The sequence below is a fragment of the Halobaculum sp. MBLA0143 genome (genome assembly GCF_041361465.1).
Classification (GTDB): Archaea; Halobacteriota; Halobacteria; order Halobacteriales; family Haloferacaceae; genus JAHENP01.
On record NZ_JBGKAC010000001.1, the window covers coordinates 855,501 to 870,742 of the forward strand.

12 protein-coding genes are annotated in these 15,242 nt (G+C 72.1%); 6 read left to right on the forward strand and 6 right to left on the reverse strand.

The window, feature by feature from the left end; all coding sequences use genetic code 11:
• Position 1 precedes the first annotated feature (1 nt).
• The 3 genes from RYH79_RS04485 to RYH79_RS04495 all read right to left on the reverse strand — a co-directional run bounded on the left by RYH79_RS04485 (position 2) and on the right by RYH79_RS04495 (position 3,245).
• A complete protein-coding gene (locus tag RYH79_RS04485; protein ID WP_370896658.1) occupies positions 2–1,225 on the reverse strand; it encodes an FAD/NAD(P)-binding protein in 1,224 nt (407 codons plus the stop codon).
• Positions 1,226–1,278: 53 nt separating this feature from the next.
• Positions 1,279–1,722: a hypothetical protein gene (locus tag RYH79_RS04490; RefSeq protein WP_370896660.1), complete on the reverse strand. Its 444-nt coding sequence runs from the start codon at positions 1,720–1,722 to the stop codon at positions 1,279–1,281.
• A 431-nt stretch (positions 1,723–2,153) separates the two neighbouring features.
• Positions 2,154–3,245, reverse strand: coding sequence for a M48 family metallopeptidase (locus tag RYH79_RS04495; protein WP_370896662.1), 1,092 nt, complete (start codon positions 3,243–3,245; stop codon positions 2,154–2,156).
• 60 nt (positions 3,246–3,305) lie between these two features.
• Here RYH79_RS04495 and RYH79_RS04500 point away from each other — a divergent pair, with 60 nt between their 5' ends.
• From RYH79_RS04500 to RYH79_RS04515, 4 genes are read left to right on the forward strand one after another with little or no spacing between them, the layout of a single operon-like run.
• Entirely contained in the window at positions 3,306–4,367 is a 1,062-nt protein-coding gene (locus RYH79_RS04500) for a DUF4129 domain-containing protein (protein WP_370896664.1), read from the forward strand.
• Entirely contained in the window at positions 4,364–5,299 is a 936-nt protein-coding gene (locus RYH79_RS04505; protein WP_370896666.1) for a DUF7269 family protein, read from the forward strand. The genes RYH79_RS04500 and RYH79_RS04505 overlap by 4 nt, the downstream gene beginning before the upstream one ends.
• Positions 5,296–6,627: a DUF58 domain-containing protein gene (locus RYH79_RS04510; RefSeq protein ID WP_370896668.1), complete on the forward strand. Its 1,332-nt coding sequence runs from the start codon at positions 5,296–5,298 to the stop codon at positions 6,625–6,627. The genes RYH79_RS04505 and RYH79_RS04510 overlap by 4 nt, the downstream gene beginning before the upstream one ends.
• Positions 6,624–8,150 carry a hypothetical protein gene (locus RYH79_RS04515; RefSeq protein ID WP_370896670.1) on the forward strand — a complete coding sequence of 509 codons (1,527 nt, stop codon included), beginning with the start codon at positions 6,624–6,626 and terminating at the stop codon, positions 8,148–8,150. Before RYH79_RS04510 ends, RYH79_RS04515 begins: the two co-directional genes overlap by 4 nt.
• Positions 8,151–8,472: 322 nt before the next feature.
• Here RYH79_RS04515 and RYH79_RS04520 read toward each other — a convergent pair whose 3' ends face one another.
• The 3 genes from RYH79_RS04520 to RYH79_RS04530 form a co-directional block, all read right to left on the reverse strand.
• Complete coding sequence (locus RYH79_RS04520; protein WP_370896672.1) at positions 8,473–10,725, reverse strand: NADP-dependent malic enzyme; 2,253 nt, start codon at positions 10,723–10,725, stop codon at positions 8,473–8,475.
• Between the two features lie 84 nt (positions 10,726–10,809).
• Positions 10,810–11,967, reverse strand: coding sequence for a DUF7544 domain-containing protein (locus tag RYH79_RS04525; protein WP_370896674.1), 1,158 nt, complete (start codon positions 11,965–11,967; stop codon positions 10,810–10,812).
• Between the two features lie 146 nt (positions 11,968–12,113).
• Positions 12,114–13,247: a M24 family metallopeptidase gene (locus RYH79_RS04530; protein ID WP_370896676.1), complete on the reverse strand. Its 1,134-nt coding sequence runs from the start codon at positions 13,245–13,247 to the stop codon at positions 12,114–12,116.
• 144 nt (positions 13,248–13,391) lie between these two features.
• On the opposite strand from RYH79_RS04530, the gene RYH79_RS04535 reads away from it, so the two are divergent.
• Together RYH79_RS04535 and RYH79_RS04540 are read left to right on the forward strand one after the other, a co-directional pair.
• Positions 13,392–14,255, forward strand: coding sequence for a COX15/CtaA family protein (locus RYH79_RS04535; RefSeq protein WP_370896678.1), 864 nt, complete (start codon positions 13,392–13,394; stop codon positions 14,253–14,255).
• Between the two features lie 228 nt (positions 14,256–14,483).
• On the forward strand, positions 14,484–15,125 hold the full coding sequence (locus tag RYH79_RS04540) for a hypothetical protein (RefSeq protein WP_370896681.1): 642 nt from the start codon (positions 14,484–14,486) through the stop codon (positions 15,123–15,125).
• Positions 15,126–15,242: the final 117 nt, after the last annotated feature.

Genomic DNA, 15,242 nt, shown 5'->3' on the forward strand with positions numbered 1-15,242 from the left:
CTCACGCCTCCGCCGGCGCCAACTGCGGCACGAGTCGGTCGGCCGCCAGCCGGGCGCCCGCGAGGTTCGGCGCCAACGGCCCGACGGTCGTCACCGCCGCGGCCCCGACCGGGAACACCCCCGACCGACTCCCGTCGCGGCGCCGCCAGGCGAGCGTCCGGTCACACGCGACGGGGTAGCCCTCGTCGTCGCGTGCCAGCCCCAACTCCTCGGCGACCCGTGCCACGATCGGGTGTGCCGACACGGCCTCCAGCCCGGTTGCCAGCACGACCGTCCCGGCGACGACGGTCGCCCCGTCCGACAGCCGGAGTCGGACGCCGTCGGTCGTCGGCCCCGCGGCCGTCACCTCGCGGACGTGGGCGGCCAGCCGGTCGCGGTCGCGCGCCTTCGTCAGCCGCACCTTCAGATACGGCGGCACGGTGCCGTCGGCGCGGGCCGACCTGACGAGTCGGTGGCGGTCGGGACTCCCCGGCGGCAGGGTGTGGAGCGTCTCCGCGAGGTGATCCCACTCCGTCCAGACGGCCGGCGCCTCCGCCTGCTGCACCCGCAGCGGCCGCCGACACAACAACGTCGTCTCCGTCTCCACCTCCGTCGCCAGCCGACAGGCGAACTGCCCGGCCGTCGCCCCGCCGCCGACGACGGCCACCCGCCCGGGCCGGTCGACCAGCCGCGACGGCGCCGCGTCGTCCGCCCAGACGTGTGTCACCGGGGCCGTCGCCGGCAGTTCGCGGGCCCAGTCCGGGTAGGTGAGCCCGGCGTCCACGCCGACCGCGAGCACGACTCGGTCGGCGACGACCGGCCCCGCACGGGTCGACAGCCTGTACCCGTCACCCTCGCGGGCGACGCCCGTGACGGTCGTCTGGACGTGACAGTCGTCGAGCCTCTGGCGGGCGACGACGTGGCGCGCGTGGTCCAAGAACAGCTCCAGCGTCGGCCGTCGCGGGTAGTCGGTCGTCGACACGAGCTCGACGGCCCGGTCGCGGTCGTCGGCGAACTCGACCAACGAGCAGTCGGCGCCGACGTGGTGGGCGACCGACGACCGGAGCGTCCGCGTGCCACACCGGCGGGTGCGCTCGGTGAAGCATGCCAGCAGCTCCGGATGTGGGTCGAGGACACACACGTCGTCGACCGACAGCCCGGCCGCACGGAGGTGTGCGGCGGCACAGACGCCGTGGAGCCCTCCGCCGACGACGGCGACCGTCGGCTCCGTCTCGTCGACTGCCACGTCCCCCCGTGTGCGGGCGAGGGTCTAATACTCCTGGGTCGACCGGGGTCGGTTCAGTCGTCTTCCAGCGCCTGAGCGATGCGTTGGAGCTGGCGGGTGGCGTCGCGAACCTCGTCGCGCAGTTGGCGCACCTCGCGGACGAGCTCCTCGCTGTCGGTGCCGTCGTCGTCGGCCTGTTGGCCGCCGGGGCCCATCTCGCCGCCCATGCCGCCCATGCCACCCATTCCGCCGCCGCCGCCACCGCCGCCCATCATCCCGCCCATCATCTGGGCGAAGGGGTTGCCGCCGCCGCCGCCACCGCCGGGACCCATCCCGCCGCCGCCGCCCATCATCTCGTCGGGGGACGGCGGACCCTCGCCCTCCTCGCGTTGTTGCTCGCGTCGCTCGCGGATCTCCTCGACGCGCTCTCGGAACGACTTCTCTTCACCGTCTCCGTCCCCGTCGCCGGCGTCCGTCTCCGGCGCGGCGTCGGCCGTCTCGTCGTTGTCGTCTGCCATACTCCCGGTTGGCCGGCGGCTCCAAAAAGCGTTGTCTCTGTCGCCCGCGGGCGCGACTCCCGGTCGAACACCCCGAATCTCCCGCGTGACGCCTCGACACGACGGGTCTCTCGGCGAGCAGTTCGACCCTGCCGCCCGGCTGTCGTTCGTGACGCGACTGCAGCGACCGCCGACGCTGGTGGTCCTGGTCGTACCCGTCGGCCGTGGCGGGCCGGGTGGACCGCCGACGACGGCGACCGACCCCACGGCGGCACGAGCCTCTTCTGCGGCACGAGCACCTCCGGAGACCTAGCCGCCGCCTCGGACCTGGCCACTCGCCCGTGGCGGACTGTTCGTCGTCGCCCCGGAGGCGACGCCCGAGTCGGCGGGAGTGTCACGGCCGACCTGTCGCCGGGGGAACACGGCGTCGTCGCCGGCGAGCCTCGACGGCGTCAGTCGTCGGCCGGCGTCGCCCGGGCGCGGGCGGCGGCGGTGTCGGTCAGGGCTTCGACCCGTCGCTCGACGGGCGGGTGCGCCCGGGTGTCCAGGCTGAAGGAGTCGAACAGGCTCGTCTCCGGCGACGACGAGTCGCGCTCGAAGCCGAACGGGAGCAGCGACAGCTCGGCGACGTGAGCCGCTCGGGCCCGGCGCGCGTCCGTCGCTGTCGGCCCGGCGTCCGCCAGCCGTTGGAGTGCGCCGGCGACGGCCGCCGGCGAGCCGGTCAGCTCCGCGGCCGCGCGGTCGGCGGCGAACTCGCGTTCCCGCGACAGTTCCCGGGCGAGGAACAACGTCGCGGTCGCGGCGACGCCCAGCGCGATCCCACCGAGGACGACCACGCCCACCAAGGCGCCCGCGTAGGCGACGAACGAACTGGCGGTCCACGCCGGCGCCGGCAACGACGGCGCCGCCAGGAAGTAACCGGCGGCGACGACGGCGCCGCCCAACAGCCACTGGGCGCCCGCCGGGCGGTCGTCGAGTCCGAGGTCCGACACGGGGCTGTAGTCGCCGGCGACGACCGCTGGGAGGAACGACGCGAGCGTCAGGACGACCGCGTCGCGGTTGCGGAGGTGCGCCAGTTCGTGTGCGAGCACGGCGTCCAGTTCCTCGTCGTCCAACTCGGACAGGAGCCCGGCCGAGACGACGACCGTGCCGGCGGCAGAGCCGGCGACGGAACAGCTGTTGGGGACGGCGCTGTCGACGACCGCGAGGTCGGGCACCGGGGCGTCCGCGGTGCCGGCGAGTCGGGTGAGCCGGGCGTGTAGTTCGGGGTAGTCGTCGCGCGAGACGACCGTCGCGTCCACCTCCGAGAGGAGGCCCCGGCGAACGTACCGGAGCTGGACGGCGACGAGCCCGACGGTCAACAGGCCGGTCAGCAGTGCGACACCGACGGCGCCGGACGGGAGCACGGCCGCCAGCCACGGCGCCAGCAGGCCGGCGAGCCCGGCGGCGACGCCGACCGTCGCCGACAGCGCCGCCGCGAGCGTGGCGGCGACCCGGAGCGTCCGAGCACCGCCGCGAGTGTCTGTCGAAGTGCGGGAGACCATCCTACCCCCACCTCGTGTCCGGAAAAACATATACTTCCCCCCTCCCACGAACGAGATAGCATGGGACACGACCCCGCACGCGCCGCGACAGTCGGCGTGCTCGCCCTCCTCCTCGTCCTCACGGCGTCGTTGTTCCCCGCCGGAGGGTTCGGGAGCTACCCCGGAGCCGACCGGGCGGGCGTCGCCGACGACGACTCCACAGGCACTGGTCTCTCCGCGTTGGACGACGCGGACGCGACGACGTCGACGCCGGCACAGCAGGCGACGCCGACCCCGACGGCGACGCCGACACCGACGCCGGAGCCGACAGACGACGACAGCGATCCGCCGAGCGGCGGGTTCGACGGCCCGGATCTGAACCTCGGCGCCGTGATCCTCTGGGGCGGTGGACTGCTGCTCGTCGCGCTCCTGGCCGCTGTCGGCCTCTCGGCGGCCGGCACGGTCGCCGCGGCCGAGACCCTCCCGGACGGCCGACTCCCCCGGGTCCGGTTGTTCCTGGCGGCGGTGCCGCGGGCGACCGTCGCGGTCCTGTTGGGTTCGGGCGGCGTGGTCGCCTCGCTGAGCGGGACGGTCGCCCGGCTCGGCTCCGGCGTCGGAGGCGTCGGTCTGGGCGGGCTGGCGGCGTTCGCCCGAGGCATCGGGGCCGCCGCCGGCGGGCTGGCGACCGGCGTCGCCTCGCTGTCGCTGCCGTCGCTGTCGCTGCCAACCGGCGGGCTGTCGTTGTCGACGCCGGACCGCGGCACGGAGACGACCGCCGGTGCCGCGTCCGGCTCGGCGACCGCCGCGACCGACCCGACCCCGGAGCCGACCGACGACGGCCCGACCGGCCCACAGACCGTCCGAGAGGCGTGGGCCAGGTTCCCAGCGCAGGTGCCCGGCGTCGCCGGCCGCGTAGAGACGCGGACCCCCGGTGAACTCGCCCGGACGGCCGTCGCGGCCGGGCTGCCGGCCGACGCGGTCGAGACGCTCACCGCGGCGTTCCGGCGAGTTCGGTACGCCGACGACGTCGGCGAGACGGACCGAACGGCCGCGCTCGCGGCGTTCGACCGACTCCGACGCGGCGCGGACGACGACTCGGACACCCGCGCGGACGACGACACCGACGGAGGTGGGTCGTCGTGAGCCTCCGCGGACGGTTCGCGCGGGCTGCCGGCCGGACGCTCGGCCGCGCAGCCGGTCGGGCTGCCCGGTGGTGGGGCGGCGACAGCGACGACGGCGACGAAGGCGGTCGACTGTCGACCGTGTTGCCGAGCGGTCGTCGGGTGTTCGACGCCGTCGCCGTCGCGGCAGTCGCGGGCGCGGCGGCGTCACTGGCCGGGCTGTTGCCGGCGGCGGTCGTCCGGACCCTGTCGGCCGGCGCCCGCCCGGCGTTGGGTGTGATCGGTGTGGCGACCGTCACGGTCGTCCTCCTGACGTGGGGCTCCGACGAGACGGACGACGACGACGAGTGGACGGAGGAACTGCGCGCGGCGGCGCCCGAACGGGTGCCTGCCGGCGACGCCGTCCCGTTGGGGGCGTGGGTGACGGTGGCTGCCGACGGGGACGACCGGATCGCCGACGCGGCGACGGTGGGTCACTCCGGCCACGGGATGGCCCGCGAGCGCCTGACGGACGCGGCCGTCGAGACGCTGACCACCGTCCGCGACGTGGACGAGACGGCCGCTCGGGCGGCGGTCGCGGACGGCAGTTGGACGGACGACCCCCGGGCGGCGGCGTACCTCGCGGACGGGGAGACGCCGACCGTCTCGCCGACGACCCGGTTGCGCGACTGGTTCGCCGGCGAACGACGGGCGCGTCGCGTTCGGGCGACCGCCCGGGCGATCCGTCGACTGGACCCCGGAGCCGAGGAGCCGGCCGTGCCGGAGCCGACGACGGACGCGGTGGCGGCGACGACGACACCGGCAGCGGCCGAACTGACGGCGTCGGTCGAGCCGGAGGAACCGGTGTCGACCGATCCGGAGTCGGCCGACAGCGAGCCGACGGTCGCCGACGAGTCCGTTGCGGCGGCGACGGACGGCGGCGAGACCGGCGTCCGCCGGGAGGTGGAGGAGTGAGCAGTCTCGCGGAGCGCTCGCGGTACGCGCCGGCGTTGCTGCTGGCGGTCGCGCTCGCGGGTGTCGGCGTCGTCGCCGGCGACCCGGTGACGTTGTTCGCGGCGGTGATCCCGTTGGCGGTCGTCGCCTTCGGCGTGCTCGTCGTCGCGCCCCCGGAGGACGCGGTGACGGTCGACCGGACGCTGTCGACTCACGCGGCTGCGCCGGGAGAGACGGTCACGGTCACGCTGACCGTCGAGAACGAGACGGACCGACACCTCCCGGACGTGCGGCTGGCCGACGGCGTGCCGGACGCGCTCGCGGTCGTCGACGGCTCTCCCCGTGCCCACCTCACCCTGGCGCCCGGGGAGTCGACGACCGTCTCGTACGAGGTGCGGGCGGCCCGCGGCGAGGCGACGTTCGAGCCGGCACAGTTGGACGTGCGGTCGTTGGCCGAGACCGCACAGCGCCGGCGGACGGTCGCGGGCACGGACCGACTCCAAGCCCGGACGGCCGCGGAGCCGTTGTCGGTGACGGACGCCGCCGGCGTCGTCGGCCGGGTGGAGACGGACGACGCCGGTGACGGCGTCGCCTTCCACTCCAGCCGGGAGTACCGTCCGGGCGACCCGATCAGCCGGGTGGACTGGAACCGCTACGCTTCGACGGGGGAGCTGAGCACCGTCCAGTTCCACGAGGAGGCGGCCGCGACGGTCGTCCTCGTGGTCGACGACCGGCCGAGCGTCCGAGCGGTGGCGGCGCCCGGCGAGCGCGACGCCGGTCAACGGGGTCGGGCGGCCGCGCGCGAACTGGCGACGGAGCTCCTGGCCGTCGGCGACCGGGTCGGGCTGGCGCTGAAAGACTCCGCCGGCGGGTTCGTCTCCCCCCGTTCCGAGGACGGGAGACTGGAGACCGCGCCGTCGCGCTACCGCGCGGCGGCCGAAGGGTACCTCCCGCCACGGGGCGCCGGCACCGCCCAGGAGACGGCGATCAGAAAGTGTCTCGCGACCCGTGACGAGGAAGCGACGAACCTCCCGCTGTCGGAGTTCGGCTTCTGGTTCGCAGACGACCTGGCAGACCGGTTCCCGTCGGCCGCGGAGGTGGTCGTGGTGTCGCCGCTGACGGACGACGAACCGGTCGCGGCAGCCGAGACGTGGCTGGCCCGGGGCCACGCCGTGACGGTGATCGCGCCGGACCCGACGCCGGAGTCTGTCGGCGGTCAGGTGGAGCAGACGCGACGACGCGAACGCCGGCGACGGCTCCGCCGCGCCGGCGCACGGGTCGTCGACTGGGACGGGACGGAACGGCTCGCGGCGGCGGTCGAACGCACGAACACGGAGGCCACGGGATGACGACGACACGACAGCCCGAGACGGGCGCGACACGGACGGGGAGTGTAGTCGCACTGATCGCAACGGCGCTCGCGGTCGTGACGGTCGGCTTCGGCGTGGGCGTCGGCGCCCCGGCCGCCGTCGTCGCGGCCGGCGGGGTACTGCTGTGGCCGGCCGCGCGGCTGACGGACGACGACGGTCCGCTACGCGACCGGGCGGCCGCGGCGGCGGGGCGCCCCGAAGACGACGCGCGGACGCTGACGGCGGCGGCCGCGACCGCGGCCGCGGTCGTCCACGGCCTGACGGTCGGGCTGGCGATGACGGCGCTCGCCGGCCCGGTCGCGTTCGTCCTGTTGTACGTCGGCGGCGTCGCGGAGACGGTGACCGTCGTCGCCGGCGGGTTCGCGGTCTCGGCGGTCGCGCTGGAGAGGGCCGTCGGCTTCGACCGCGCCGACGACCTCTGGGCGATCGACGACGGGCTGTGGGCCCGGCTGTCCAACCCGTTGTTGGGGCTGACCGTCGTCGCCGTGACGCTGGCCACGCTCGTGCTCGCGCTCGCGGCCGGCGGTGTCGGCGCCGTCGACTGGCTGTCCCGCGGCGGGGTCGGTCCGTTCGGGCTCGCCGTCCTCCTCCAGGCGACGGTGTTGGGGCTGGCGCTGTTGGCCCCACACGTCGAGCGGTCACTGTCGCAGCTGCTGGGGCCAGACCGGTTCGACCCTCCGGCGTTGCTGTCGGAACTGGGGCGCTCTCCCGAAGAGATCCCCCGCGGGTACTGGGTCGGGATCGGCGTCCAGCTCCTGTTCCTGTGGAGCGGGTTCGGTCTGCCGGCCGTCTGGCCCGGTGGGATCGTCGGGCTGGTGCTCGGGACGCTGCTGCCCGGGATCGCGGTCGCCACCGTCGTCGTCGCGCTGTCCGTCGTCGGCGTCTGGGGACTCGTGGAGTTCGTCCTGGCGGCCAGCGGCGACGACGGGCCGTTCGTCGTGCGGACGGTCGCGTCGGCGCTCCCGGCGGGCGCGGCGACGCTGCTCGTCGTCGCGCCGTTGCCGGTCCAGACTCCGTACGTCACGGCCGTCACGGTCCCGTTGGGGGTCGGCGTCGGCACGATCCTCGTTCGGCTGTGTGGCCACGCCCTGTCGTTGTTCGCTCGGTTCGGCCCGCTCGAGAACGACGTCGCCGGGTTCGGTGTCGCCGCCGGACTGACGGCGGCGCTGGCGCCGACGGCCGCGCTGTCCGGGGCGCCGGCGCCGACGGTGTACCTCGCCGTCGCGGCCGCGCTGGCCTGTTGGTACGCCGGCGAGCTGTCGGCCGGGCTCGGCGCGGCGCTGGGCCGCGACGCCGACACCGCCGCCGGAGAGGCCGCCCACACCGTCGGTCTGACGGTCGTGCTCGTGGCCGCGCTCGGGCTCGTCACGGGGCTCACCTACTTCCTGTCCGTGCCCGCCGGGCTCGTCGCCGGCCCGCAGACGGCCGCGGCGATCGTGTTGTTGGTGGTCGCCGCCGCCGCGCTCGTCGCCCGCGAGAGCGTCGTCCGCGATCGGGGGTGAGACGGGCGGGAGTTCCGCCCGGTGACGCGCGCCGCCACAGATCAGTCCGGTGCGGTCGCGGTGCGGCCGCGGAGGCGGTGTGACGGCACAGCGGACGACGCTCGGCCCGCGAGCGAGCGTCGACGATTCGGGTGAGCGGCACACCGCGGTGCTGTGCGGTACAGCACCAGAATCAGGACGCGAGCGAGCGCCTCTTTCGCCACCGAATCGCGGAGCGATCCGGTTGGCAGCCAGATCTCTCCGGGATCTGGCGGCATCGACCATTTTTCCCGTGAGAGGTGAGCGCGCGCAGCGCGCTCACCCGAACGGCAAAAAGGTCGTACTATTGGGCGTCTACTACGGCCACTCCGGCCAGGTTGACGATGTCTTTCACCTCGTCGCCGCGCTGGAGGACGTGGACGGGTTCGTCCATCCCGACGAGCATGGGGCCGATGGCCTCGGCACCGCCGAGGCGTTGGAGCAGCTTGTAGCCGATGTTGCCGGACTCCAGGTTGGGGAAGATCAGGACGTTCGCGGGCTCGTTCAGCTCGGAGAACTCGTAGGTGTCACGTAGGATGTCCTGGACGACGGCAGTGTCGGCCTGCATCTCCCCGTCGACGGGGAAGTCGACGCCGTCGTCGGCGTGGAGCCGTTCGACGGCCTCCCGAGAGGTCTGTGGGGAGCCGTCGTCGACGGAGCCGAAGTTGGAGTACGACAGCATGGCGGCCCGGGGCTCGACGTTGAACCGCCGCGCCAGGTCGGCGGTGTGGCGGGTGATCTCCGCGAGCGTGTCGGCGTCCGGGTCGCGGTTGACCGTGGCGTCTGCACAGAACACGACACGGTTGCTGAAGGTGAGCATGTAGACGCCGGCGACGTGGTCGGTGTCCTCCGTGGCGCCGATCACTTGGAGCGGCGGCCGGAGCGCGGACGGGTAGTTGTGGGTGAGCCCGGTGAGGAGCGCGTCGGCGTCGTCCTGTTCCACCATGACGGAGCCGAAGTAGTTGGTGTCACGCCGGACGAGTTCGCCGGCCTCCGTCCGGGTGATCCCGTCGCGGCGACGCATCTCGAACAACCGGTCTGCGTACTGTTCGGCGGCCTCGTCGGCGCCGGGGTCGACGATCTGGGGGTCGTAGTCCAAGCCGAGCCGAGCCGTCTCCGAGCGGATCGTGTCGGCGTCACCCAGGAGGACGGGGTCGGCGATCTCCTGTTCGGACAGCTGGTAGGCGGCGCGGATCATCTTCTCGTCGGTACCCTCGGCGAGCGCGACGCACTTGGGATCGGACTTGGCCTTGTTGAGGACGACCCGCATCATCTCGCGGCTCTTGCCCAGCCGGGCCTCCAGCCGCTCGGCGTACGCCTCGGGGTCGATCTCGCGGCGGGCACACCCGGAGTCCATCGCGGCCTCCGCGACTGCGGGGGCGATCTCGAACAGGACCCGCGGGTCCAACGGCTTCGGGATGACGTAGTCCGGCCCGAACTGGAGCGGCTGGTCGCCGTACGCCTTCACCACTTCGTCGGGCACGTCCTTGCGGGTGAGCTCCGCCAGCGCCTCGGCGGCGGCGCGTTTCATCTCCTCGTTGATGTCCGTCGCCCGCGCGTCGAGCGCCCCGCGGAAGATGAACGGGAACCCCAAGACGTTGTTCACCTGGTTGGGGTAGTCCGACCGTCCGGTCGCCATGACGACGGTGTCGTCGCGGGCGGCCTTGGCGGTCTCGTAGCCGATCTCCGGGTCCGGGTTCGCCATGGCGAAGATGATCGGGTCGTCGGCCATCGACCGGACCATCTCCTCGTCGACGATGCCGCCGACGGACAGCCCGACGAACACGTCGGCGCCGGCCATCGCGTCCGCGAGCCCGCCTTCGGGCACGTCGCGGGCGAACTCGCGTTTGAACTCGTTCACGTCGCCGTCGGCCGCGCGGGCGTCCGTGATGATCCCGGAGGAGTCACACATCGTGATGTTCTCCCGGCGAGCGCCCAGCGAGAGGTAGAAGCGCGCGGTGGCGATGGCGGAGGCGCCGGCGCCCGAGAAGACGATCTCCAGGTCTTCGATCTCCTTGTCGGCGATGTCGGCGGCGTTGATCAGCGCTGCCCCGGAGATGATCGCCGTGCCGTGTTGGTCGTCGTGGAACACGGGCACGTCCATCTCCTCGCGGAGCCGTTGTTCGATCTCGAAACACTCCGGCGCCTTGATGTCCTCCAAGTTGATGCCGCCGAACGTCGGCTCCATCGCGGAGACGGACCGGACGAAGTCGTCCACGTCCGTCTCGTCGAGCTCCACGTCGAACACGTCGATGTCGGCGAACCGCTTGAACAGGACGCCTTTCCCCTCCATCACCGGCTTCGACGCCTGGGCGCCGATGTCGCCGAGCCCGAGAACCGCAGAGCCGTTAGAGACGACACCGACCAAGTTCCCCTTCGCGGTGTACTCGTAGGCGCGCTCCGAGTCCGTGTCGATGTCACGACACGGAGCGGCGACGCCCGGCGAGTACGCAAGCGAGAGGTCTCGTTGTGTGTTCGTCGGCTTCGTCGTCGAGATCTCCAGTTTCCCGGGTGGCTCCTCGCGGTGGTACTCCCGGGCGTCGTCTTCGAGTCCCATGCTGGGTCTCTCCGGCGGCGTGACAAAAAGCGTACCTACTTGCGTACTGCCGTTGTGCCAGACGGGACCAGACCCCGAGGGGGCTCACGCCCAGCGATCGTCGTCAGTGTCGTCGCCGTACTCTGTGTCGTCGCCGTACTCTGTGTCGTCGCCGCTCTCCCGCTCGTCGAGGTCGTCCACGTCGACGTACTCCGTGTCGTCACGCGAACGCGTGGACCCCGGCGGGGGACCGGAACGGGTCGTCGGCGGGACGAGCGACGGGGACAGGACCGCGAGGTCGTCGTCGAACCCGGCCAGCGACCGGAGTTCGAACGCCCGGGTGTACGTCTTCGACACGGCGTTGATCGGGAGCAGGACGACGAGCATCGCCAACAGCCAGGTGACGCCGCCGGCGACGAAGCCGAGCCCGACGCCCAACGGCCCGGCGAGTCCACCGCCGAGCGCCCCGACGACCAGCCCGACGGCGGCTGCGAGGATCGTCGCCGGAATCGCCCCGACCACCAACAGGAACGTCCGGACGATCCCGACGCCGATCCCGACCAGGAGGTGGACGACGACGTAGACGACCGTCTGCCACCCCTCTCCACGCAGTAGGGGCCAGAGCCGTCGCCAGGCGTCGACGACGCCCCGGCCCTCGTCGAACATCACGGGGACGACGAACTGGTTCGTCAGCGACCGGACGAGTCCGGAGACGAAGGCGAGACCGGCGACGACGGCGACGACGGCGACGACCCCGACGGCGCCGACGGCCGCGGGCGACACCACCCCGCCGAGCACGGCGGCTACGCCGACGAGCACGGGGGTGGCGACCGGCAGCGTCACGGCGAGCCGGAAGCCGAACAACCGCAGCCCGTCGCCGGTGTGTCGCCGGAACGGCGCGCGGATCCGAACCTCGTCCGTCGACAGCGCCGCGAGGAACACGAACTCCATCACGGCGCCGACGACGTCGAAGAGGAGCCACACCCCGATCAGAATCACGACGACCGCGACCAGGAGCCAGACGTCCGGCCCGCCGAACTCGACGAGGCCGGGGTCGGTCGACGGCAGGGTCGGTGACGGCCTCTCGCCGGGGGACAGCCCCGGAACGTTCGAGAGGTTCGAGAACTGCCCCCCGACGCCGCCGGTCCCGAGGAGCAGCGTGATCGCCGCCAACCGCGCCCACCGCCACAGCGAGGCCCCCCCGAGGAACGTTCGCGTGGCGCCGATGGCGTCGTCGACGGCGTCGACCGCGTACCACGACATACACACACGGACGCCGTCCCCAATAAAAGGGGTTGTCGTTCATTACGCAGCCAGAAACACGCCACGGCGGCGCGACGACTCCGTCGGCGACCGACTCGGCGGTTCCGTCGGCGACGACACAGACGAGCACGCGCCTCCCGTGACGGCTACACCGACAACACGTCCGGCCGTTCCAGCGACAGGCCGTCGACAGTCACGGTCGTCGTCGGCCAGTCGCCGGTCGTCGTCACCGGCTCCACCGTCTCTCCGTCGACGATGGCAGTGTCCTCGCTCTTCGCGCCCTCGACCGTCGGGTTCCAGGCGTACGCCGCCGGGGAGACGACGGGGGCGTCGCTGTCGGGCGTCGCGATCCACTCTCGGCCGGCGTAGCCCGTCGCGCCGCCCTGGTGGTGTTCACGCCACTCCCCCCGGTGGCCGGCGTCGGCGTACGCCGACTCGATCGCGTCGAACACCGTGCCGGCGCGGCCCGGCTCCGTCTCCGCCGTCGCCGACTCGCGGTGGGTCGCGACCCGGCGCGTCGCCGCCAGCGCCGCCGTCTCCACCTGCTGGGCGGCGCTGTGGCGATCACAGAGCCAAGTTGGCGGATCGAACGCGACCGTCCGGGTGAGACTGACGGACAGCCCCCCGCGGCGCGCCGTGACGGCGACGAGCGCGTACGACCCCAACTGCTCGGTCGTCGGCGTCGGGTGTCGGTACGCCGGCGCGCGCTCGCTGCCGCCGACGAGGACGACCGGCGTGTCGATCCCGCGGCCGGACAACCCCACCTGGAGCGCGCTTGCGACCTCGCGTTCCGTGTCCTCCGGCTGGAGCTGTCGACACACCCGTTCGACTCCGGCCGCGACCTCGCCGCCGAGCCGGCGGTAGCGCTCGCGGTCCGCCGCCGACAGGCGGAGTCGGAGCCGCGTCGGGTCGATCTCCGTCGTGCCGGCGACCGGGAAGTCCGCGAGCGCGTCGTCGGTCGCCCGGGCGGCGACGGCGCCCGCCAGATCCGTCTCGTACCACGGGTCCGCGACGACGGACATCGACAGCGCCGCCGGCAGTTGCTCGACCGCCAGTCGTTCGCTCTCGATCTCGTTCGTCAGGACGGTCCAGTCCCCGTCCCCGTGGTAGCCGACCGCCGCCTCGCCGACCCCTGCCGCGCGGGAGACGCGGCTGTCGGCCCCGCCGGTTGCCCACGCGAAGCTGTCCGGCCGACCCAGCCAGACCTCGTCTGCGTCCTCGGCCGCGAGCAACGCCTCCAGTCGCCGCTCGCGTTCGTCCGTGTCGAACTCGACTGTCACACCGGAGCGTGCGTGCCGACGGATTTCAGCCGTGCGGTCCCGGCGGGACCGACTCGCTCGTCTCCGGTGTGTCGACCCACCCGTTCCCGGTCGTCGGGGGAGTCAGACAGGTATAAATTCACGAGACACTGGGTTCGACCCGAGATGGACTGGCCAGAGTGGCTCACCTTCAGGCGGTACGTCGCGGCGGCGACCGGGATGGCTGGACTCCTGATCGCGCTCGGGATCTACACCGCCGCCTCCGGCTCCGGGCTGGCGTGCGCCCAGCAGTGGCCGTTGTGTGACGGCGGCGTCCTCCCGCAGACGATCCCCTCCTTCGTGGAGTGGTTCCACAGACTCTGGGCGATGATCACCGGGTTCGTGATCTTCGGCGCCGCGGTCTGGGCGTGGCGGGCGGATCTCCCCCGGGTGACGACGGCGGCGACGCTGACGGCAGCCGTCCTCACCCCGTTGCAGGCGGTGTTCGGCGCGGTGACGGTGACGCTGGAGGGGGCGGTCCCCGGCGGCTACTCCGCGCCCGTCCACGCGGCGCACTTCCTCACCGGGACGACGATCTTCCTCGGACTGACGTACGCGGCGCTGACGAGCGCCGAGACGCGAGTGCCCGACCGACGCGCCCGCGTCCGGCTGGCCACTCGGACGGCCGTCGTCGGCGTCGGCGTGTCGCTGCTGTTGTCGCGCGCGCTCCCGTTCGTCCAGTTCGGGCCGTGGGCACAGGCGGGCTTCTACCTCGCCGCGCTGACGACGCTGGGGGCGCTCGTCGCCGCCGTGCGGTGGCTGGGGGCGCTGGGGCGCGGTCGGCTCCGCGCCGCGGCGGGGCTCGCGGCCGTCGCCCACGCCGGCGCGATGCTGCTGGGGCGTGATCTCGTCTACTACGCCGAGACGGTGGAACTGCTCAACCTCGTGTTCGCGCTCGTGGCGGCCGCGCTCGTCGCCGGCACCGCCTGGAGCGTGGAGACGGAAGACGGCGGTCGCGCCGACCGGGCGCGGGCGCCGACGGACGACTAACGACGGTAGAAGCAGTCTCGTTCGCGCCGTTGTCCCCCCGGAACCGACTGTCGTGTGTACGTGTCACGTGAAACGATACACTTATGAATTCGTGATCTCAATTATTGTCAGATGTCGCGTGGATGGAACATCAGCCCGCGAGCACAGTTCGTGGCGGAAGTTCTGCTCGTTCTGATCCCATCCGGGATCGCACTCTTCCTGTCAGACCTCGCAACTTTATAGAAGCTCTTGGGATTCGTCGGGGCGACAGTAGTCGCCACTCTGGCTAAGTACCTGACCGTCTACCGACAACGAGAGAACGTCAAAGAACTCCAGCACGATGAGTTTCTGACTCGTCATCTCGAACTGATGATTGGCGATTACAAACAGAAGTACGACCCAACACACGACATCCGCGTCAACGTGATGCTCCCGCAGAGTAAACGGGAGTTGTCGTACGAGGGCGGTGGGTTTGATTACACGCACGAACAATATCTCCAGATTGCGCACTGTGCAGGAGGCGGTATCGACAGTGACATTCGTGAACACGACTGCGGGGAACAAGATGAAACAACGACCCCGTGGGGGGTCGACCAACCGGCAGAGGGCAACTGTGGTCGTGCGTTCGTAGCTGGGGAGGTCCGTGTCGCTGGACGAGTCCCGGCTGAGGATCGATGGCCTGGCCAAGAGACGACACACGGGCAGGACCGGGACACTCGGGCGGTGAACAGCGTCCTCAGTGTGCCGATACGGAACTCCGAAGCAGGGGAGCCGATTGCAGTACTGAACGTCGATGCACCAGCACCGCTTCGAGAGACGAGCTTCGAGAGTGACGAGGTTCAACGGACCGTCGCTGAGCGATACGCCAGCCGGCTTGCTACTGTAGTGTGATCGCTCACCGATGCCGTGCGAATCCTCTAATTCCTCTGTTTGTCCTCCAGTAGAAGATATTCCGACAGTTTCAGTATGTATTCTGCTTCGCCAGCTTTTTAAAACGCCGGGAGCGAT

Coding starts and splice junctions, on each gene's coding strand:
- RYH79_RS04525 (WP_370896674.1), bottom strand. CDS start 11,967: ATGTCGTGGTACGCGGTCGACGCCGTCGACGACGCCATCGGCGCCACG.
- RYH79_RS04535 (WP_370896678.1), top strand. CDS start 13,392: ATGGACTGGCCAGAGTGGCTCACCTTCAGGCGGTACGTCGCGGCGGCG.
- RYH79_RS04520 (WP_370896672.1), bottom strand. CDS start 10,725: ATGGGACTCGAAGACGACGCCCGGGAGTACCACCGCGAGGAGCCACCC.
- RYH79_RS04500 (WP_370896664.1), top strand. CDS start 3,306: ATGGGACACGACCCCGCACGCGCCGCGACAGTCGGCGTGCTCGCCCTC.
- RYH79_RS04495 (WP_370896662.1), bottom strand. CDS start 3,245: ATGGTCTCCCGCACTTCGACAGACACTCGCGGCGGTGCTCGGACGCTC.
- RYH79_RS04490 (WP_370896660.1), bottom strand. CDS start 1,722: ATGGCAGACGACAACGACGAGACGGCCGACGCCGCGCCGGAGACGGAC.
- RYH79_RS04515 (WP_370896670.1), top strand. CDS start 6,624: ATGACGACGACACGACAGCCCGAGACGGGCGCGACACGGACGGGGAGT.